We start from the raw sequence: 20,557 nt of genomic DNA, 5'->3' as shown, positions 1-20,557 counted from the left end.
CATGGAAAAGCAACATCCCATTGGCGAACTGATCACAACTACCATGCAGAAAATTCGTGAGATCGCAGATGTAAACACCATCGTGGGCCAGCCCATCCATGCCGAGGGCGTTACCATTATCCCCATCTCCAAACTGTCCATCGGTTTCGCCTCCGGCGGGAGCGACTTTGCCACCAAAAACCAGAAGCCGGAGAGCGACAATGCCTTTGGCGGCGGAGGGGGAGCCGGTGTGAACCTGACGCCAGTAGCTTTTCTGGTGGTAAAAGGCGATACGGTCAAGCTTATGCCGGTAGCGCCTGCCCCTGGCAGCACGGTAGACCGAGTGGTGGAAATGGTCCCAGAGGTCATCGACAAAATCACCGGTTTCATTGAGAAACAGGATAAGGACAATCAAAATGCCTCCACCCATCAGACGCAGGAGGAGGATAAAACCGGCTGGTAAGCGGCATACTAGCGGCATCCGTTTATCCTGAGGTGATGCCGTTTGAAGCGAATCCTGGCTATTGTATTGTGTCTTATCCTGTGCGGAGGACTGCCGTACGCCCAAGCGGCAGGTCCTAACCTCTCCGCAGCCTCGGCTATCCTGGTGGATGGTGCGAGCGGGAGGGTACTCTATGCCAAAGATGCTCAGCAGGAGCGCCCTATTGCCAGTATCACCAAGCTGATGACAGCCCTGGTAGCGGTCGAATCCCATCCGACACTGTCCGATATGGTTACCATCCGGGCGGAGTGGACAGGTGCTGAAGGTTCCTCCATGTATCTGCGCGCAGGAGAGGAACTCACTCTGGAGAGCTTACTCTATGGTCTGCTGCTGGCTTCTGGCAATGATGCTGCCGTTGCAATAGCCGGTTTTTGCGCGGGGGATGTGGATACCTTCGTAACCTGGATGAATGAACGGGCATCTGAACTTGGAATGGAACACACCCATTTTCAAAATCCCAATGGACTGAGCGCCGAGGGTCATTATTCCACCGCAGCCGATATGGCTACTTTGGCACGGGTGGTCCTGCAGAACGAAACGCTGGCACGGATCGTGGGGACTAAATCCATCTCCATTGCCGGGCGCAGCTTCACCAACCACAACAAACTTCTCTGGCGCTATGAAGGGTGCCGGGGGCTCAAAACCGGCTATACAAATGAAGCGGGCCGCACTCTGGTCTCCTGTGCAGAGCGGGACGGACAACTGCTCATTGCTGTTACCCTGAACGATCCGGATGACTGGACCGATCACGCAGCACTGTTTGACTACGGCTTTTCTGCTTATCCCCAGACCATGCTGGCCTTGGCGGATCGTGAGGTCCAGACAGTACCTGTAACTGGAGGTCTCAACCGTTTTGTCCGCGTACGCACGTCCTCCGATGTCTGGTATCCTCTGGCAGAAGGAGAGCGGGTACAGGTAGAGTTTATATTGCCAGAGGCGGTAGAGGCGCCGGTGTCAGCGGGCGAAAGCGCCGGCCGGATGGTCTTTACACTCAACGGCATGGTAGTGGGGGAAACCCAGCTGCTTTATTCCTCTGATGTAAGCAATGATCAGGCGGGACGCGGTTTGTTTGACCGGGTGTTGGATTTTCTCTGCGGCAGACCGGCCGCACAGCAGTCTCCGGCTGCTTTCCTATACTCTTTGAGCAGTGTGACATGAAAATAAGGCGGAAGCGGCGATATGCCGCTTCCGCTTATGTATGAAAGGAGCGGGTGTATGTGGAAGAGCGCCTGCAGAAAATCCTCTCCGCCTGCGGAATTGCCTCCAGAAGGACAGCGGAACATTATTTGGAACAGGGACGCGTCACAGTTAACGGCCACGCAGCCCAGCTGGGAGACAAGGCAGACCTGGAGCGGGATGATATCCGTCTGGACGGAAAGCTGTTGAAAAAGCCAGTGGAACGTACTTATCTTATGCTTCATAAGCCAAGAGGATATGTGACTACTCTGTCGGATGAAAAGGGACGGCGTACGGTGGCCGACCTGATCAAAGACTGCGGGGCACGAGTATGGCCGGTAGGTCGGCTGGACTTAGACTCAGAGGGATTATTGTTGCTGACGGACGATGGAACCCTGACGCAAAAACTGCTGCACCCAAGCCACGAAGTTGAGAAGGAGTATCACGTCTGGGTTGAGGGAGATATGCCTGCCGCCCTGCCTATCCTGCGCGGCCCGATGAAATTGGATGGCGTACCGCTGCACCCTGCCCGCGTGGAACTGCTGGGTACTGACCAACTGTCGGTAGTCATCCATGAGGGGCGTAACCGTCAAGTCCGGCGGATGTGCGCTGCCGCTGGTCTGAAGGTAAAACGTCTTCAGCGGGTGCGTGAAGGCTCCCTTACACTGGGAACGCTTCCAAGGGGCCATTGGCGATACCTCAATTCCGATGAAGTGCAGATGTTGTACAAATAATGGTATTTTGCAGGATAACAGGCGCAGCTTGCAAAAAATCATTGCAATTCGGGAGGATTCCCGTTATCATAATTTTATTCACATACCGTATCCACCCCCAACAGGCAGGATACCGGGAGGTCATTGGCTATGTCAAAGGATATCTTGTCCTTAATTCAGGGCAATATGAGTACATTTTCCAAAGGGCAAAAGCTGATTGCCCATTTCATTTTGGAATCGTACGATAAAGCAGCTTTTATGACAGCCAGCCGTCTTGGGCGAACTGTCAATGTCAGCGAGTCTACTGTAGTACGTTTTGCTGCAGAACTGGGCTATGAGGGTTATCCGGCCATGCAGAAAGCACTGCAGGAGATGATCCGCAACAAACTCACTTCCATCCAGCGCATTGAGGTCTCCAACGACCGTATTGGCAATCAAGATATTTTGTCCATGGTGATGCAGTCCGACATGGATAAAATCCATATGACATTGGAAGAGACCGACCGGGAACAATTTGACCAGGCGGTAAACGCCATCGTATCGGCCCGTCATATCTACATCCTTGGTGTACGTTCCGCTGCAGCTCTCTCCAGTTTCCTTGGATTCTATTTTAATTTGATTTTTGACAATGTCACGGTGGTACATGCCACTTCCACCAGTGAGGTGTTTGAACAGTTGCTGCGCATCGGACCGGATGATGTGATCATCGGGATCAGCTTTCCGCGCTATTCCCGACGCACAGTGAAGGCCATGCAGTTTGCCTTTGACCGAGGTGCCGCCGCTATTGCCATCACGGACAGCAAAACCTCACCTTTGGCTTCGGTCTCTACCCTGACCATGTTGGCCAAGAGTGATATGGCGTCTTTTGTGGATTCTCTGGTGGCTCCTTTAAGTCTGATCAATGCGTTGATTGTGGCGATCGGGCGGAAAAAGAACGATGATCTGTCCAAGACATTTGAGACACTGGAACAGATTTGGGATGAATATGAAGTTTATGAGAAAGTGGAAGAAGAATTGTGAGTGATATCGTTGTGATCGGCGGAGGGGCGGCCGGCTGTATGGCCGCCTTTTCCGCTGCACAGTCAGGCGCTTCTGTTACGCTGCTGGAGCGCAACCAGAAACTGGGACGTAAGCTTTACATCACCGGAAAGGGCCGGTGCAATGTCTGCAACGACTGCACTGTGGAGGAGGTACTGCGTAATGTCCCCCATAACAGCCGTTTTTTGACCAGCTCAGTTACCCGTTTCCCACCGGAGGAAGTAAAAACATTCTTCCAGGCGCAGGGTGTTCCCCTAAAGACAGAACGTGGGAACCGGGTATTTCCTCAGTCGGACCATGCCTCGGACATCATTGATGCATTACTGAGAGCATTACGGAAATCTGGGGTACACATCGTACAGGACCGGGCGCTCTCCCTGTGTTACAGTGGGGATTCAGTGACCGGTGTGGAAGGAGAGCATGGACACTATAGCTGTAAAGCAGTCATCATTGCCACTGGTGGTGTCTCTTATCCGCTGACCGGTTCCACTGGAGACGGATACCGTCTGGCACAGGCGATTGGACATACCGTACTGCCAGCCAAGCCCAGCCTGATTCCCTTGGTTGCCGAACAGGAATTCTGTGCTAAAATGCAGGGACTCTCTCTGCGCAATGTGGCTATCCAGGTACGAAACCAGAAGAAAAAGACCATTTTTGCCGAGCAGGGCGAGTTATTGTTTACCCATTTTGGACTGTCTGGTCCACTGATTCTGAGTGCCAGCGCCCATATGCGGGATTTCGAGCAAGAGCATTATTATATCAATCTGGACCTGAAACCGGCACTGGATGAGGAAAAGCTGGATAAGCGTCTGCTGCGGGATTTTGAAGAAAATGCCAACCGAGACTTTCATAATGTGTTGGAGGGGCTGCTGCCCCGGCTGATGGTTCCGGTAATTGGAGCGCTAAGTGGGATCCCCGGGGATGCAAAAGTCCACTCCATCACCAAGGCCCAACGCCGTCGCTTGTTGGAGCTTCTCAAATGCCTGCGCATCGATATCAAAGGGCCGCGTCCGGTAGAGGAAGCCATCGTGACCTCCGGCGGTATCAAAACCGCTGAGGTAAATCCCACCACTATGCAGTCCAAGAAGCTGCCCGGGGTCTATTTTGCCGGCGAGGTGCTGGATGTAGACGCCTATACCGGTGGCTTTAATCTTCAGATTGCCTGGTCTACCGGTTGGGCGGCCGGTAAGGCGGCAGCACAGCAGACAGCAGAAGGGAGCGGGGGAGAATGAGTCATAAAAGCATTGCGGTGGACGGCCCTTCCGGAGCGGGGAAGTCCACTCTGGCCAAACTGTTGGCCCAGAAACTGGGCTATCTCTATGTGGACACCGGTGCTATCTATCGTACAGTCGGTCTGCGGGCCTATCGTGCCGGCGTAGACCCAAAGGACACAGCAGGTGTGACAGCCCTGCTGGACGGACTGCATATTGAGATGAAATACGCCCCTGACGGGCTTCAGCATATGTACCTGGACGGTGAGGACGTGACCGACGCCATCCGGGAACATGTTATTTCGGGATATGCCTCCGGCGTTTCGGCCATTCCGGCCGTACGTGCCTTCTTGCTGGATCGCCAGCGAGAACTGGCTAGAGAACATGATGTCATCATGGATGGCCGGGACATTGGGACCGTGGTTCTCCCTCAGGCTGACGTGAAAATTTTCCTTACTGCCTCTCCAGAGGATCGGGCTCGCCGACGCTTTGAAGAGCTGGTGCAGCGTGGACAGCAGACAGATTATGATACCGTGCTTCACGATGTAATTCAGCGGGACGAACAGGATATCAATCGTGCCGCTGCGCCACTGCGTCAGGCAGAAGATGCGTTGTTGGTGGATACTACGGGAAACGCGCTGGAAGAGAGCCTTGCTCTTTTGCTGGAAATCATAAAGGAGCGTCTGCAGGCATGAAGAAAAGAAAGAAAAATATTGTCTACGTTCTGGCTTACATTGTCATCTGGCCCGTTTTTCGACTGTTAATGCCTACAAAGTGTATTAACCGTCAAAATTTGCCTCAAAGTGGAGCACTTCTATGCGCCAATCATACTCGAACCAATGACCCCTTGTTTGTAGCCTATGCCATGGGCTGGCCCTACCAGATCCATGTTATGGCCAAGGAAGAGATCATGCACTGGCCTATTCTTGGATGGATCCTTAAGCATGGCGGTATTTTTGGTGTCAAGCGGGGAAAAGCAGACATCGGTGCCATTAAAACCGCTATGAAGTACCTGAAGGCAGGGGAGTTGCTTCTCATGTTTCCGGAAGGGACTCGGCATCAATCCGGAGAGTTTGGGGATGCAAAAACAGGAGCTGCCATGTTGGCGCTGCGCACGGGAGTACCCATTGTTCCAATTTATATCCCTGCTGAGAAACGGTGGTTTCGTTGGAACCAGGTGGTATTTGGAGAGGCTTATTATCCTGCCGCCCCAGAGGGACGCAAACCAACACCGGAGGATTATCATGCTGTAGCGGACGATCTGATGCGCCGCATCGAGGCATTGAAGCCTCAGGCCGGACGATGAAGCTGGAACTGGCTAAATCCGCAGGCTTCTGCTACGGGGTCCGCCGGGCGGTCCATATGGCGGAAGTAGAAGCGGAAACCGGACGTCCCTGTGTCATGTTGGGCCCCATCATCCATAACCGTGACGTGATCGAGTATCTGGAGCGCAAGGGTATTGGACTGGTCCACTCACCAGAGGAGGTACCAGAGGGAAGCGGCGTATTGATCCGCTCCCATGGAGAAGCCCGGGCCATCCATGAAGCTCTGGCAAAACGAACGTGCACGGTTATCGACGCAACTTGTCCCAACGTCTCCCGAATCCATCAGTTGGCCGTGCAGGCAGAGGAGGAAGGGCGGCAAGTTCTCATCGTGGGTACACCCACACATCCGGAGGTAACGGCCATCGCTGGCTGGTGCCGTCATCCGGTCATTTTGTCCGGAGAGACCGATCTGACCAACTGGCTGGAGGAAGCGCCTGAACGATGCCAAATGCCGCTGACAATGGTCTCTCAAACCACTTCCACCCGTTTTATTTGGGATTCGTGCGTAGAAAAAGCAAAAAAAGTGTGTACAAACTTAAAAATTTTTGATACAATATGTAATGCTACGTGTAAACGTCAATCTGAGGCGCAGGCTCTGGCCGCCCGATCCGATGCTGTGGTCGTCATCGGCGGACGGGAGAGTTCTAACACCAAACGGCTGGCGGAATTATGCGGGGCGCTCTGTCCCATGGTTGTTTGGATCGAACGGGCGGCGGAGCTGGAACCTTCCAACCTGTGTCGGAAGGCTTCTATTGGAATCACTGCGGGCGCGTCCACGCCTGAGTGGATTATAAAGGAGGTCTATGACAAAATGAGCGATGAAAACATTGAGATCGAGGAATCCTTTGCTGAAATGCTGGAGAAGTCGATCAAAACTTTGAATACAGGGGAGAAGGTTACGGGCGTCGTCACTGGGATTACGCCGACTGAGATCTATGTGGATCTCGGAACCAAGCACGCCGGTTACATACCGGTGTCCGAACTGACCGACGACCCTACGGCCAAAGTTGAGGACCTGGTAAAGGTCGGCGACGAGATCGAAACCTATGTCATGCGCGTGAACGACCAGGAGGGCGTTGTGACCCTCTCCAAGAAGCGCCTTGACACTGTGAAGAGCTGGGATGATATCGAGCAGGCCAAGGAAGAGCACACCACCGTTGAGGGTGTCGTGACCGAGGAGAATAAGGGCGGCGTTGTTGTGTCCATTAAGGGCGTGCGCGTGTTTGTTCCCGCTTCCCAGACTGGTCTGCCCCGCGAGACCCCGATGAGCCAGCTGCTCAAGCAGAAGGTTCGCCTGCGCATCACCGAGGTAAACCGTGCCCGTCGCCGCGTGGTGGGTTCCATCCGCGCTGTGGAGGCCGAGGAGCGTGCCGCCAAGGCCGCTGAGGTCTGGGCCAACATCGAGGAAAACAAGCGCTATACCGGTACCGTGAAGAGCCTGACCTCTTACGGCGCTTTCGTTGACATCGGCGGCGTGGACGGCATGGTCCATATCTCCGAGCTGTCCTGGTCCCGGATCAAGCACCCCTCCGAGGTCGTCTCCGTGGGCGACACGGTGGAGGTTTATGTTATCTCCTTCGACCGTGAGAAGAAGAAGATTTCTCTGGGCATGAAGGATCACAGCCAGGATCCCTGGGCGGTGTTCACCGGCAAGTATCAGCCCGGTGATGTAGCCAATGTGCGTGTGGTCAAGCTGATGACCTTTGGCGCCTTTGCCGAGATCGTTCCCGGTGTGGACGGTCTGATCCACATCTCCCAGATTGCGGATCACCGTATCGACAAGCCCGGCGATGTGCTGAGCGAGGGTCAGATGGTAGATGTCAAGATTACGGACATCGACTATGACAATAAGAAAGTTTCTCTGTCCATTCGTGCTCTGTTGGAGGGCACTCCGGACGAGGATGTCAGCGACGACGTCAACGAAGAGTAATCATTTCTCTAAAAAAGCAACGCTGTTTTTAAGAAAAACAGCGTTGCTTTTTCTTATTTTACAAAAAGAAAACACAAATTCACTTGCAAAGAGCAAAAAAAGTGTCTATAATACAGAATAGTAGGAGAAAATGAGTCTATACAGACTGGAATGTTTTGCTGGGAGGTGAGATCGTGTTTCGGGTAGGCGATAAAATCGTTCATCCGATGCACGGTGCTGGTGTGATTGACAGCATTGTGCAGAAGAAAGTCAATGGCGTCGTACGGGAATATTATATTCTGAAACTGCCGGTGGGTGGCATGCTTGTCATGATTCCAACGGAAAACAGCGAAGAAATTGGTGTTCGCCCTGTAATTCCAGGGGAGGAAGCCGATCGGATTATCGCTGCGATGCCAGGTATTGAAGTGGACATGACGCCGAACTGGAACCGACGTTATCGTGAAAATATGCTCCGCCTGAAGAGTGGGGATCTTCTGGAAGTAGCACGGGTTGTTAAGGGCCTGATGCTGCGGGATGAGGAACGCGGGCTATCTACCGGGGAGCGGAAGATGCTCCATTCTGCTAAACAGATTTTGATTTCTGAAATCGTTCTCTCCCAAAATGCCAGTTATGAAGATGTAGAGGCCCGCATAAACACCGCGTTGGCCTAATAAGATATTATGTAGCAGAAAGGAGCCGTGAGGCTCCTTTTTTGCAGAGGAGGAATGTACGGATGCTTGGACTGTTTAAACGGCTGGTCCACTCCAAATCTGAGGATGTAATCCGCTGCGCCGCTGTGGTACCAGCAGCGGGCAGCTCATCCCGCATGAAGGGCCAAGATAAGATTCTTCTTCCACTGGCCGAGCAGCCAGTCCTGGTCCATACTTTGCGGGCATTGGACCAATGTACATATATTACACAGATTATTGTGGTGACTCGTGAAGACCTGATCGTTCCGGTGGGGCAATTGTGCCGGGACTGCGGTCTGAGCAAGGTAAGTCGCGTAATTACAGGCGGCGCTACCCGCACCCATTCGGTGCTGGCTGGCGTGCGCGAAGTGGACGAGAATATTCCTCTAGTCGCCATCCACGACGGTGCTCGTCCATTGGTTAGTCAGGCAGTACTAGCCGCGGCCATCCTGCGTGCTTCGGAATGTGGTGCGGCTGCGCCAGCAGTGCCGGTGAAAGATACCATAAAGCGATCTCACGCCGGTCTTGTTGATGCCACCCTGGAACGCAGTGAGCTGTTTGCCATCCAGACACCGCAGGTTTTCGAACGCTCCCTTATTCGTGCAGCTCTGGCTAAAGCACTGGAAGACGGCGTTACCCTAACCGACGACTGTTCAGCAGTAGAACGGCTCGGGATCGGGGTTGCCCTGACACAGGGAGACTACTGCAATCTTAAAATCACTACTCCGGAAGACATGGCAGTTGCAGAGGCACTTCTGGCTTGGAGGGAGAACGAATGAGAATCGGACATGGATATGATGTACACCGCTTGGTAGAAGGGCGCAAGTTGATTCTGGGCGGAATAGAGATTCCGTATGAAAAGGGCCTGCTGGGGCATTCCGATGCGGATGTGCTTACTCACGCCGTCATGGATGCTCTCTTGGGTGCCGCCGGAATGGGCGATATCGGCAGGTTGTTCCCGGACAGCGATCCGGCTTATGAGGGGGCAAACAGCCTGGAACTGTTGGATGTGGTCATGGTACATCTACGTTCGACTGGGTATCAGATCGTTAATATGGATACCACTATTTTAGCTCAACGTCCTAAGCTGGCCCCACACATTCCCGCCATGCGGGAACAGTTGGCCATGCATCTTGGAATCACACCGGGACAGATAAATGTGAAAGCCACCACCGAGGAAGGTCTCGGCTTTACCGGCAGTGGCGAAGGCATTGCCGCCCACGCAGTCTGTCTGTTGGAACAGAAATAAGAAACCAAACGCTCCTCTCCCACATATGCTGTTGTGAGAGGAGCGTTTTGCTATGGTCTATTATCTGATCGTCTGCCGGTCCCTGACTTATGCTCAGCGGACGGCTGCCGTGCTGGAACGGGCTGGTATCACGGCACACATTCTCCGCTCGCCTAAAGGGATCGACCGCGAGGGGTGTAGCCATTCCGTTAAGGTTTCCGAGCGCAACCTGGCGAACGCCCTGCTGGTACTGGGCCGAGTGGGGCTTACACCGAAACGGATCTATATCATGTCTGGTGATGGTAGCTACAAAGAGGTGCTACTATGATTTATCTGGACTGCGCTGCCACCACACTGCAAAAACCGCCTGCAGTTGCCCGGGCGGTCTGTTCTGCCATCCATCACGCCGCCAGTCCGGGCCGTGGTGGCCATCGCCCCGCCATGCTGGGTGCAGAACTGGCTTTTCGCTGCCGCCAGGAGGCCGGAGCACTCTTCCAGGTCGACGACCCGGAACAAGTGGTATTCACGTTTAATGCCACACACGCCCTGAATATCGCTATCCGTTCGTTGGTCGGGCCAGGAGACCCGGTTGTAATCTCCGGCTGGGAGCACAACGCGGTGACTCGGCCTCTGCATGCCATCGGTGCCGAGATCCGCATCGCTCAAGGTACTCTGTTTGATCAGGCATCCGTATTGGAAGCGTTTGCACGGCAGCTCACACCGGATGTAAAGGCGGTCATCTGTAACCACGTTTCAAACGTATTCGGTTTTATTCTGCCTGTGGAAGCAATCGCCAAACTCTGCCAAGAGCAGAACATACCTTTTATTCTGGATGCATCTCAGTCTGCTGGCTGTATTCCCATAGGGATGAAGCAGTTGCACGCAGCATTTATTGCTATGCCTGGGCACAAAGGCCTTTATGGTCCACAGGGAACCGGCCTGCTGTTATGCGGCACAGATACCGTCCCATTGCTCTACGGCGGGACCGGAAGCTTATCCGCCCGGCAGGATATGCCGGACTTTCTGCCCGATCGTCTGGAGGCGGGAACCCATAATGTCCCCGGGATTGCTGGGTTGTTGGAAGGGATTCGCTACGTGCGTACCAGAGGAACAGGCGCCATCTTGGCCCGGGAGCGCGCATTGGCAGCAGCCGCTGGACGATACATGTCCCATATCCCTGGTGTCACAGTCTATCAGGCAGTCCGGCCGGAGGCGCAGGCAGGAGTACTTTCCTTCACGATGGAAGGGATAGACTGTGAGATGATAGGGGAGGCCTTGGGGAAACAGGGCATTGCCGTCCGTTCCGGACTCCACTGTGCTCCACTGGCCCACCGCTCCGCCGGCACATTGGAATGTGGCACGGTCCGGGTAAGCTTCTCCGATTTCAATACGCACAGCGAGACGGAACGCTTGGTCCAAGCTATAAAGCAGCTTCGTATCAGATAAAAGCAGCGGCATGGTATCGGCCATGCCGCTGCTTTTATCTGGCCGTTGTTCACAGAAAATTGATTTTCCATCCACTTGTCAACGGACCTGGAATACAGTATAATAAATTGGTTAAAAAAATGGCATTTGCCTGAATTTTAATTTCATATCCGGAAATACCGGCAAGCGGGAGACGAGAGGAAATGGAAGGAATCCTTTATTTGCTGGGGCTTCTCAAGGGAATGGTGACTCCATTCGGAATTACTGACCTGATTGACATTCTGATCATGGCCTTTGTGATTTACCAGGTCATCAAACTGATCCGGCGTACGAATTCCGGCGGTGTAGCCAAAGGGATTCTACTGTTTTTGATTGCCATGGGAGCTGCTAGCATTTTCAAGTTGAACACAGTCAGCTTCCTACTGGGCAAAGTAGTCGAATGGGGCGTATTGGCGCTGGTGATTCTGTTTCAGCCGGAGATCCGCCGCCTGTTGGAGCAGATAGGCCGCACCAATATCGGCAAAGTCTTCACCCATGAGGAAGAGCGCAATGAACTGGACAGTGCCATTACACAAACCGTGGAGGCATATACTTCTCTGTCCAAAACAAAGACAGGTGCGCTCATGGTTTTTGAACGTAAAAATATGCTGGATGATGCTATCAAGACCGGCACCGCACTGGATTGTACCGTAAATGCAGAACTTCTGAAAAACATCTTTTGGAACAAGGCGCCGCTGCATGACGGTGCAGTCATTGTGCGTGCCGGACGCATCGTAGGCGCCGGATGTATGCTTCCTATGTCTGGGAATGTGAACTTATCCCGGGAACTTGGTATGCGCCACCGGGCTGGCATTGGGGCCAGCGAGCATACCGATGCCGTGGTGGCCATCGTCTCGGAGGAGACCGGTTCCATCTCCGTGGCGGTAGGCGGTATGCTAAAGCGCCATCTGGCACCCGAGACACTGGAGCGGCTGCTGCGCAATGAATTGCTTCCGGAGCAGGAAGACGAAGATACCGCCCCAAAATTCAAGCTGAGCAATTTGCTCCGCACTGGAAAGGGGGAGAAGAGGGATGCCAAAAAAACTGACTGACAGCAAATGGTTTTATGTGGCTGTTTCTCTCCTGTTGGCCTTTATTCTATGGGTCTATGTGGGAAAAGAAGCCAATCCTATTACCACGGATAAAATCAACGACATACCGGTAGAGTTTAGCGGTCTGGAAAAACTGGAAGAGCGGGGATTGATGCTTTCTGATGGTTCGGAACAGAGTGTTAGCTTTTTTGTCCGGGCACGTAGGGATGTCATTTCCAATCTTCTTCAGGGGGAAAGCAGCATTACGGTAGATGTATCCAACATTACGGAAGCCGGTGAATACAGTCTGAGCGTAATGGGACAAAAGATCAACTTCCCACGATCGGTCTCCTCCGATTCTCTGGAGCTGTTGTATACAACCCCGGAACGGATCGAATTTACTGTCTCCCGCTGGGTTCAGAAGGAAATTGAGGTTCAGGCCGAATTTACTGGCAGCGTGGTTGATGGTTATCAAGTCGGAGATTTCTCTTTGGCGCCTCAGACCGTAACCATCAGCGGTCCGGAAGAGCTGGTAAATCAGGTAGACTATGCCCGGGTAACCGTCTCCCAAACCGATCTGTCTGAGACCTATAGCAAAGACACGCCCTATACACTGGTTGGCTTCAATGGAGAAGTGATTGCCGCAGAAGGGATAGAGACCGACCCGGAGACCGTCTTGGTCACTTTACCAGTGGTCAAGCTGAAAGAAGTTCCTCTTACCGTCGAGCTGGTCCCCGGTGGCGGTGTTACTGATATCGATACGCAGGTAGATGTAACCATCGAGCCGGAAACCATTACTGTTTCGGGTAGTGAAGAGGATTTGGAAGGCCTGAAGGAAGTCAAGCTTGGGAGCATTGAATTGTATAAGATTTTTGGGACCGATACTTTCCAAAAAACGATTCAACTCTCTCCAGAACTGACGAATGTCAGCGGAATTACGGAAGCTACTGTCACTGTTACCATCAAGGATCTGGCTGTTCGCACGTTGGAAGTAAGCGACATTGACCTCATTAATGTTCCAGATGGCTACACAGCGGATACTGTGACTAAGACTCTTAGCGTCCAGATCCGCGGCACAGAGGAAGCTGTAGACTCTGTTATTCCGTCGCAGCTTCGAATCGTGGCAGATCTTTCTGATGTTACCATGGCTACCGGTAACCAGACCGTACCAGTTAAGGTCTATCTGGACGGCAGCAGTGAAGTCGGCGTAGTTGGAGATTACAAAATCGTAGTTTCTATCTCGCGCTGATATGGATTTTCCGAAAGGACAATAAGGTGATACTATGATTCAAACGGCAAAAGTGACACGTGTGCTGGAGGACGGCCGGGCCGAAGTGGCAGTTAAGCGCCAGTCGGCCTGTGGCCATGATTGCTCCAAGTGCGGCGGCGGATGCAGCGAACTGATGGTAAGCTCCACTGTAGCGGTCATCGCTGCCAACCCTGTGCGGGCCAGACTTGGCGACACTGTGCGGGTAGAGTCCTCTACCGGCGGCGTACTTGGTGCAGCAGTCGTGGTTTATCTGGTACCGTTTCTGCTGTTTTTCCTCGGATATTTCTTGACTGCAGCGGCAGGATTCGGAGAGGGTGCCAGCGCCAGTGTCGGTGTAATTGGTTTTGCCCTTGGCGTTATCATTGCTATGATGACCGACCGCCAAGTACGCAAGCGGAGAGCCATTTCGTTTCAGATCACCGCTATTGAACCGGAGCTCTGATGTTTGGCTACGTGCGGCCCAACCGTGATGAATTAAAGGTCCGGGAGCTACGGGAATATGAGGCGGTCTATTGCGGACTCTGCCATACGCTTGGAAAACGCCATGGTTTTCTGGCACGTATGTTTCTCAGTTATGATATCGTCTTTCTCGCTATGTTGCTGGATGGAAACAAGCCGGAATTGACCCATCACCGCTGTCCGGCCCGTTTGTGGTGCCGAAAAAAGAATTGTACCTGCACCACTGGGCTGGATATCGCTGCGGATATTGGCACCATTTTAAATTACTGGAAACTGCGGGATACCATTGCCGATGGCCGCTGGTGGGAGCAGCTGGCCGCACGGGCACTTTCCTGGTTGCTTCTGCCGGGATATCGGAAAGCCGCCAGGAACAGGCCAGAATTTGTGGAGATGGTTCAGTCCTGTCTGGAAGAACTCCGCCGTCTGGAACAAGAGAACATCCCTTCCCTTGATCAACCGGCAGATACCTTTGCCCGCATGCTTTCTGCCGCTCCCCCTGCCAGTGGAGATCCAACTCGAGACCGGGCATTGAAGCAGGCCTTGTATCACATTGGGCGCTGGATCTATCTTGTGGACGCTTGGGATGACCTTTTGGACGATCGTCAGAGGGGAAATTACAATCCTATTATAGCCCGGTTCCCAGAGTTCCGTGAAGAAGATCAGCGCTATTTGCGCACCACTCTATGTCACTCCTTAAATCTGGCGCGTACTGCATGTGCGTTACTGGAACTGGGGCACTGGCAGGGATGTGTGGAAAATATCCTTTATCTAGGTCTGCCCATGGTAGAGGAACTGGTCTTTACCGGCCGTTGGAAGGCCGCGAAAAACAGTTACAGGAGAAAAAATAAATGAGCGATCCATATAGTGTACTTGGAGTAAGTCCCGATGCCAGCGACGAGGAGATCAAACGTGCCTATCGGGAACTAGCACGCAAATATCATCCAGACAACTATCAGAACAATCCTCTTGCAGACCTGGCAGAAGAAAAGATGAAGGACATCAACCAGGCCTATGACGCCATCAATAAAATGCGCAGTTCCGGTGGATACCAAAGACAGGGCAGCGCCACGTATCAAAAGGGTTATCAACAGCAATACTCCAGTTCCTCTTCCGGCAGCATATACAATCAAGTCCGCCAAGCCATCAACATGGGAGACCTCACACGGGCAGAACAACTGCTACGCAGTGCTCCCGCGCAAAATGCCGAATGGCATTTTCTTTCTGGTTCCATTGCATATCGCAAGGGTTGGCTGGACGAAGCTACACAACATTTTCAGATGGCTTGCAATATGGACCCCTCCAACGGTGAATATCGTCAGGCGCTGATGATGATGCGGCAGGGGGGACAGGCTTATCATCCTTACGGTTATGGAGGTGGCGTGGACACCTGTGATCTTTGTACTGCCTGTCTGTGTATGAACTGTCTGTGTGGCGGCTGCGGGAACTGAGCTATGAAACAAAATCGATATGATACAGGGACCGGACGTATTACTCTGGTAGCAGTATTAAGCGCTTTGTCATTCATATTCTTATACGTCTCTACAATTGTGCCCACCGCCCAGATGGGGGTCGTTGCCATCGCTGGTCTATTTCCAGCAGGCGCCGTGGTATCCGCCGGACTTGGTGCAGGATTCTTTTGCTACAGCGTAAGCGGATTGTTGGGCCTTCTGCTAATTCCCAACAAGGGAAATGCTCTGCTGTATCTGCTCTTTCTGGGTTTGTGGCCCATGCTGAAGAGTCTTTGCGAACGTCTTTCCAAACGCTGGCTGGAGTGGGTATGTAAATTAGCCATATTTAATGCGGCACTCTCTCTGCTCTGGATTGCCCTGCGCTCTGTTTTACTTCCCTTCCTTCCAGTCGCTCTGAACAGCACATGGCTCATCTATCTGACGGGAAACATTGCATTCTTGATTTATGACATCGGCTTTTCCAAATTGATTGCCTTTTATATGGTACGGATTGACAGGGTATTGCGGAAAACTACCTAGTCTGGTATAATATTTTAACCTTTAAGACGAACAGGGGGAACCTGCATTGGTAAAGAGCATGACGGGCTACGGCAGGGGAGAGGCTGTTCTGAACGGCCGCACCATCACCGTGGAATTGCGTTCTGTCAATAATCGGTATTTGGACTGTACGATCAAAATGCCGCGCATTTATGTATTTGCAGAAGATGCCGTAAAAGCCACCGTACAGTCCCATATTTCCAGGGGAAAGGTGGATGTGTTCGTCTCGATTGGCCCATCGGAACATGGAGATGTGGCTATCTCCGTCAACCAGCCGGTAGCAGACGGTTATTATGCTGCCCTGTGTGCTCTACGGGATCGATATGATCTGAAAGATGATCTCTCTGTCTCACTTCTATCCCGTTTCCAGGATGTCTTTTTGGTAGAAAAAAATCAGGAAGATTTGGAGGCAGTTGCCCAGGATATTTGTGCCGTTTTGGAGATGGCATTGCAGGACTTCGATGCGATGCGTATCCGGGAAGGAGAAAAACTTTGTCAGGATGTGCGCAGCCGGGCTCAGACCATTGCTCAACTCACAGCAAAGGTAGAAGCCCGCGCCCCCGGTATTGTGGCAGACTATCGGGCACGTTTAAGTGCAAAAATGGCTGAAGTGCTTCAAAACACTCAGATCGATGAAAGTCGTATCCTGACTGAGGCCGCAATTTATGCAGACAAAGTAGCTGTAGATGAGGAAACTGTGCGTCTTCGCAGCCATCTTTCTCAGTTAGAGCACATGTTGGCGCAAGGCGGAGCTATTGGACGCAAACTGGACTTCCTGATTCAGGAATTTAACCGTGAGACAAACACCATTGGCTCCAAATGCAACGACATTGAAACTGCAGGCTATGTGGTAGACATTAAAGCCGAGATCGAGAAGATCCGGGAACAGATCCAAAACATTGAGTAAAAGCGGAGGGTCTGCCGTATGAAACTCATCAATATTGGGTTTGGCAATATGATATCCGCAGGTCGCCTCATTGCCATCGTCAGTCCCGAATCAGCACCTATCAAGCGTATGGTACAGGAGGCCAGAGACCGTGGTGTACTGATTGATGCCACTTATGGTCGGCGTACCCGTGCGGTGCTGATCATGGACAGCGACCATATCGTTTTGTCTGCACTACAGCCTGAGACTGTGGCTGGGCGTTTAGCCGGCAAAGAGGCTGAGACGGCTGCGGAGGAGGTTGAGGAAGGGTAATGGTACAAAAGAAAAAGCAGCGCGGACAGCTAATCGTGCTTTCCGGTCCCTCCGGTGTGGGCAAAAGCACGGTGATTTCTGAGCTTTTGAGCGAGCGCAAAGATATTTACTTTTCCGTTTCTTTCACCACGCGGCAACCGCGGGTAGGAGAGGCGGATGGTGTAAACTATAATTTTGTCACCCGGGAACAGTTTGAGGAGATGATTGCCCGGGATGAATTGTTAGAATACGCCGAATATGTTCATAATTACTATGGCACCTCACTGCGGGTAATTCAGGAAAAGCTGGCGGCTGGAATCGATGTTCTATTGGACATCGAAGTACAGGGGGCGGCAAAAGTCCGGGAAAAATGTCCGGAAGCCATTCTTATCTTTATCATTCCGCCTTCTTTTGAGGAACTTTCCCGCAGACTACATCGCCGCGCCACAGATGCAGAAGATGTAATTCAAGGACGGCTGTGCAAGGCGAAAGAAGAATGCAAACAAATCCCTCAATATGACTATCTGGTAGTCAATGATACGGTATCGGAGGCAGCCGGAGAGATCATTTCCATTTTAACGGCAGAGAGTTGCCGCACACGAAACCGAATCAATCTTGTGGAAGGAGTCTGAACCGATTATGATGCTCTATCCCCCCATGAATCAGCTGCTTAAGGAAGTCCCCAGCCGCTATATGCTGGTCAATGTAGTGGCCCAAAGAGCCCGCCAGATTGCCAGCGAGGCAGAGGATGCCGGTATTCCTTTGGATGATAAGCCGGTTTCTATTGCCATTCGCGAAGTTGCTGAGGGCAAAGTGAATCTGAACGAAGAAGAGTGAGAGAGAGGCAAGCGCCGGACAGGTGTCCGCCGCTTGCCTTTTCTGGAGGAAAGGGGGACTGTGGATGGAGCGTGACACGGTGGCAAAAATTGCGTTGCATGCCGCCACTTACACCATCGACAAGCCCTATGACTATCTGGTCCCGCCAGAATTGAAGGACTGTCTAAAACCTGGGATGCGCGTCATTGTCCCCTTTGGGGCTGGTAATCGTCGTACAGAAGGAATTGTATTGGTTCTGGAAAACGGCTGTTCGTACGACCCAAAGCGCAAAAACGTGCTGACCCTCCTGGACGAAGAGCCGGTATTGGATACCCAAGCACTGCGCCTAGCCCTATGGATGCGGGAACGATATTTCTGCACAGTATATGACGCAGCCAGAGCTATGCTCCCATCCGGGCTATATTTTTCTCTTCAGGACAAGTGGAGCATTACCCACGGTGTAGACCGTGAACAAGCTTATGAAGTGGCTGGCCGTTCAGAGTCTGCTAAGCATCTTCTGGAACTAATCTACGCTTGGGGCGGCTCTGCCGAAGTAGCTCAAATCAAAGAGGCTTTTGGAACCCGAGATCCCAATCCTGCACTAAAACTGTTAAGAGAGCGCGGTATTCTCACTCTGGAAACAAGCGCTGAACGTGGCATAGGAGATAAGACTGAGCGTGTAGCCAGCCTGGCCATTTCCCCAGAAGATGCTATGGCTCTTGTGAGCGGAAAACGACGTTCTGCTCCGCTCCGCTATGCCGTAGTAGAACTTTTATGCACCGTTGGCAGTGCCTCTGCCAAGGAAATTTGCTATTTTACCGGCGCCTCCAATGCCACATTGCGTTCGCTGGAAAAAAGCGGAATTCTTTCATTGGAGCAGCGTGAAGTCTTCCGCCGAGTCACAGTCGATGGTGTAGAACCATCCGAACCTCCCATTCTCAACTCTGAACAGCAAGCCGCTTTTGAAGGCCTGAATGCCCTGGCTGCGGCCGAAAAACCTGCCGTTGCCCTGCTCTATGGGGTCACAGGCAGCGGAAAAACCCAAGTCTATCTCCGCTTGATTCAGGCAGTGCTGTCACGTGGACATACGGCTATGCTTTTGGTCCCGGAAATCGTTCTGACACCTCAGTTGCTGCGTATTTTTACTTCCTGTTTTGGTGATGATATCGCCGTATTGCACAGCTCGCTGCGAGCAGGTGAACGCTATGACGAGTGGAAGCGGGTGCGGGCCGGAAAAGCCCGTGTCGTCATCGGCACACGGTCTGCCGTCTTCGCGCCGCTCAAACATCTGGGGCTAATCATTTTGGACGAAGAGCAGGAGTACACCTATAAATCAGAGAATGTACCCAAATACCACGCCCGGGATGTAGCAAAGTTCCGTTGTGCCCAAAATGACGCATTGCTGGTGCTTGGCTCGGCTACCCCATCGGTGGAGAGCATGTATTATGCAAAACAGGGGACCTACCATCTGTTTACCTTGAAGCAGCGTTATAATACCAGAGCTCTGCCCGCTGTTATCCTGGCCGATATGAAGCAGGAACTGCGTGCGGGAAACGGCACAACTCTGAGCGGCCCATTGCGACAGGCCATTGCAAAAAATCTGTCCGCCGGAGAACAGAGTATTTTATTTCTCAACCGCCGGGGTGCCAGCCGCATGCTCTCCTGCGGCGAATGCGGCGCAGTCCCTACTTGTCCGCGTTGCTCGGTCCACCTCACGTACCACTCGGCCAACGGACGGTTGATGTGCCACTATTGCGGTCACTCAGAGCGGGTACCAGAGACTTGCCCCCAATGTGGCGGTACCCTGAATTTCATTGGTTTCGGCACCCAGAAGGTCCAGGAGGAACTTCAGACTGCATTTCCTGGGGTAGAGGTATTGCGGATGGATACCGATACTATCTCGGCTACCCATACCCACGAAAAGCTTCTTTCCCGTTTTGAACGAGAAAAGATTCCCATTCTGGTTGGTACTCAAATGGTTGCCAAAGGGCTGGACTTTCCAAATGTAACCCTGGTAGGTGTGGTGGCCGCAGATTTATCCTTGTACGTGGACGATTATCGTGCTGGAGAGCGCACTTTTTCGCTGCTCACCCAGGTAGTTGGCAGGGCGGGCCGGGGCGAAAAGAACGGTCGGGCCATTATTCAAACCTATACCCCGGAAAACGATGTGATTATCTGCGCCGCCCGACAGGATTACGATACGTTTTACGAGCAGGAGATTAACTTACGCCGGATGCGTGGTTGCCCGCCGTTTTGTGATTTGTTTGTACTGACTGCTTCGGGCCGAATGGAAAGCGCCGTACTCAAAACTTGTATGCGCCTGCGCCGCAGTTTAGAGGAATGGCTGTCCCGTCCACCGTTGGACCAGCTAAACGCTCAGCTGTTGGGACCTGCTCCGGCCAGTGTGGCAAAAGTCAATGAGCGTTACCGGTATCGCCTGACGTTGGCCTGCAGGAATACTAGGGAAGTGCGCGCTATGGTGGCCTATCTGCTCCGTTGTGCACAGACAGATAAAGAAAATAAGGGCGTGTCCGTTTCGGCGGATGTGAACCCATTGGATTAAA

General features: G+C 52.6%; 24 protein-coding genes. All 24 read left to right on the top strand.

What is annotated here, in order from left to right:
• Position 1: 1 nt before the first annotated feature.
• The gene (gene ytfJ / locus WMO45_RS01540; RefSeq protein WP_349138885.1) at positions 2 to 442 is read left to right on the top strand and encodes a GerW family sporulation protein; all 441 of its coding nucleotides are present in this window, start codon (positions 2 to 4) and stop codon (positions 440 to 442) included.
• A 42-nt stretch (positions 443 to 484) separates the two neighbouring features.
• Positions 485 to 1,639, top strand: coding sequence for a D-alanyl-D-alanine carboxypeptidase family protein (locus WMO45_RS01535; protein WP_349138884.1), 1,155 nt, complete (start codon positions 485 to 487; stop codon positions 1,637 to 1,639).
• A gap of 59 nt (positions 1,640 to 1,698) precedes the next feature.
• Positions 1,699 to 2,391: a pseudouridine synthase gene (locus WMO45_RS01530; RefSeq protein WP_349138883.1), complete on the top strand. Its 693-nt coding sequence runs from the start codon at positions 1,699 to 1,701 to the stop codon at positions 2,389 to 2,391.
• A 129-nt stretch (positions 2,392 to 2,520) separates the two neighbouring features.
• The gene (locus WMO45_RS01525) at positions 2,521 to 3,390 is read left to right on the top strand and encodes a MurR/RpiR family transcriptional regulator (protein WP_349138882.1); all 870 of its coding nucleotides are present in this window, start codon (positions 2,521 to 2,523) and stop codon (positions 3,388 to 3,390) included.
• Complete coding sequence (locus WMO45_RS01520; RefSeq protein ID WP_349138881.1) at positions 3,387 to 4,640, top strand: BaiN/RdsA family NAD(P)/FAD-dependent oxidoreductase; 1,254 nt, start codon at positions 3,387 to 3,389, stop codon at positions 4,638 to 4,640. Before WMO45_RS01525 ends, WMO45_RS01520 begins: the two co-directional genes overlap by 4 nt.
• Complete coding sequence (gene cmk / locus WMO45_RS01515; protein ID WP_349138880.1) at positions 4,637 to 5,314, top strand: (d)CMP kinase; 678 nt, start codon at positions 4,637 to 4,639, stop codon at positions 5,312 to 5,314. The genes WMO45_RS01520 and cmk overlap by 4 nt, the downstream gene beginning before the upstream one ends.
• Positions 5,311 to 5,925, top strand: coding sequence for a lysophospholipid acyltransferase family protein (locus WMO45_RS01510; RefSeq protein ID WP_349138879.1), 615 nt, complete (start codon positions 5,311 to 5,313; stop codon positions 5,923 to 5,925). The genes cmk and WMO45_RS01510 overlap by 4 nt, the downstream gene beginning before the upstream one ends.
• A complete protein-coding gene (locus tag WMO45_RS01505) occupies positions 5,922 to 7,874 on the top strand; it encodes a bifunctional 4-hydroxy-3-methylbut-2-enyl diphosphate reductase/30S ribosomal protein S1 (RefSeq protein WP_349138878.1) in 1,953 nt (650 codons plus the stop codon). Before WMO45_RS01510 ends, WMO45_RS01505 begins: the two co-directional genes overlap by 4 nt.
• Positions 7,875 to 8,047: 173 nt before the next feature.
• Complete coding sequence (locus WMO45_RS01500) at positions 8,048 to 8,524, top strand: CarD family transcriptional regulator (RefSeq protein ID WP_349138877.1); 477 nt, start codon at positions 8,048 to 8,050, stop codon at positions 8,522 to 8,524.
• A 62-nt stretch (positions 8,525 to 8,586) separates the two neighbouring features.
• Positions 8,587 to 9,321, top strand: a complete 735-nt coding sequence (gene ispD, locus WMO45_RS01495; protein ID WP_349138876.1) for a 2-C-methyl-D-erythritol 4-phosphate cytidylyltransferase — start codon at positions 8,587 to 8,589, stop codon at positions 9,319 to 9,321.
• Positions 9,318 to 9,791, top strand: coding sequence for a 2-C-methyl-D-erythritol 2,4-cyclodiphosphate synthase (ispF, locus tag WMO45_RS01490; RefSeq protein ID WP_349138875.1), 474 nt, complete (start codon positions 9,318 to 9,320; stop codon positions 9,789 to 9,791). The genes ispD and ispF overlap by 4 nt, the downstream gene beginning before the upstream one ends.
• A 52-nt stretch (positions 9,792 to 9,843) precedes the next feature.
• Positions 9,844 to 10,098, top strand: coding sequence for a putative Se/S carrier protein (locus tag WMO45_RS01485; RefSeq protein ID WP_349138874.1), 255 nt, complete (start codon positions 9,844 to 9,846; stop codon positions 10,096 to 10,098).
• Positions 10,095 to 11,216, top strand: coding sequence for an aminotransferase class V-fold PLP-dependent enzyme (locus WMO45_RS01480; protein ID WP_349138873.1), 1,122 nt, complete (start codon positions 10,095 to 10,097; stop codon positions 11,214 to 11,216). Before WMO45_RS01485 ends, WMO45_RS01480 begins: the two co-directional genes overlap by 4 nt.
• Before the next feature lie 182 nt (positions 11,217 to 11,398).
• Positions 11,399 to 12,286, top strand: coding sequence for a diadenylate cyclase CdaA (cdaA, locus tag WMO45_RS01475; protein ID WP_349138872.1), 888 nt, complete (start codon positions 11,399 to 11,401; stop codon positions 12,284 to 12,286).
• Positions 12,267 to 13,514, top strand: coding sequence for a CdaR family protein (locus WMO45_RS01470; protein ID WP_349138871.1), 1,248 nt, complete (start codon positions 12,267 to 12,269; stop codon positions 13,512 to 13,514). The genes cdaA and WMO45_RS01470 overlap by 20 nt, the downstream gene beginning before the upstream one ends.
• 34 nt (positions 13,515 to 13,548) lie before the next feature.
• The gene (locus WMO45_RS01465; RefSeq protein WP_349138869.1) at positions 13,549 to 13,977 is read left to right on the top strand and encodes a SoxR reducing system RseC family protein; all 429 of its coding nucleotides are present in this window, start codon (positions 13,549 to 13,551) and stop codon (positions 13,975 to 13,977) included.
• Positions 13,977 to 14,846 carry a DUF5685 family protein gene (locus WMO45_RS01460; protein WP_349138868.1) on the top strand — a complete coding sequence of 290 codons (870 nt, stop codon included), beginning with the start codon at positions 13,977 to 13,979 and terminating at the stop codon, positions 14,844 to 14,846. Before WMO45_RS01465 ends, WMO45_RS01460 begins: the two co-directional genes overlap by 1 nt.
• Complete coding sequence (locus WMO45_RS01455; protein ID WP_349138867.1) at positions 14,843 to 15,442, top strand: J domain-containing protein; 600 nt, start codon at positions 14,843 to 14,845, stop codon at positions 15,440 to 15,442. Before WMO45_RS01460 ends, WMO45_RS01455 begins: the two co-directional genes overlap by 4 nt.
• Before the next feature lie 3 nt (positions 15,443 to 15,445).
• The gene (locus tag WMO45_RS01450) at positions 15,446 to 15,982 is read left to right on the top strand and encodes a hypothetical protein (protein WP_349138866.1); all 537 of its coding nucleotides are present in this window, start codon (positions 15,446 to 15,448) and stop codon (positions 15,980 to 15,982) included.
• Between the two features lie 46 nt (positions 15,983 to 16,028).
• A complete protein-coding gene (locus WMO45_RS01445) occupies positions 16,029 to 16,907 on the top strand; it encodes a YicC/YloC family endoribonuclease (RefSeq protein ID WP_349138865.1) in 879 nt (292 codons plus the stop codon).
• A gap of 18 nt (positions 16,908 to 16,925) precedes the next feature.
• The gene (remA, locus tag WMO45_RS01440) at positions 16,926 to 17,198 is read left to right on the top strand and encodes an extracellular matrix/biofilm regulator RemA (RefSeq protein WP_349138864.1); all 273 of its coding nucleotides are present in this window, start codon (positions 16,926 to 16,928) and stop codon (positions 17,196 to 17,198) included.
• On the top strand, positions 17,198 to 17,809 hold the full coding sequence (gene gmk / locus WMO45_RS01435; protein ID WP_349138863.1) for a guanylate kinase: 612 nt from the start codon (positions 17,198 to 17,200) through the stop codon (positions 17,807 to 17,809). The genes remA and gmk overlap by 1 nt, the downstream gene beginning before the upstream one ends.
• A 7-nt stretch (positions 17,810 to 17,816) precedes the next feature.
• Complete coding sequence (gene rpoZ / locus WMO45_RS01430) at positions 17,817 to 18,014, top strand: DNA-directed RNA polymerase subunit omega (protein ID WP_349138862.1); 198 nt, start codon at positions 17,817 to 17,819, stop codon at positions 18,012 to 18,014.
• A 64-nt stretch (positions 18,015 to 18,078) separates the two neighbouring features.
• The gene (gene priA, locus WMO45_RS01425) at positions 18,079 to 20,556 is read left to right on the top strand and encodes a primosomal protein N' (protein WP_349138861.1); all 2,478 of its coding nucleotides are present in this window, start codon (positions 18,079 to 18,081) and stop codon (positions 20,554 to 20,556) included.
• Position 20,557 lies beyond the last annotated feature (1 nt).

Source organism: Flavonifractor hominis (genome assembly GCF_040095835.1).
Classification (GTDB): domain Bacteria; phylum Bacillota; class Clostridia; order Oscillospirales; family Oscillospiraceae; genus Flavonifractor; species Flavonifractor hominis.
The sequence above is the reverse complement of the archived record's forward strand: the minus strand, read 5'-3'. Positions and strand labels throughout refer to the sequence as shown.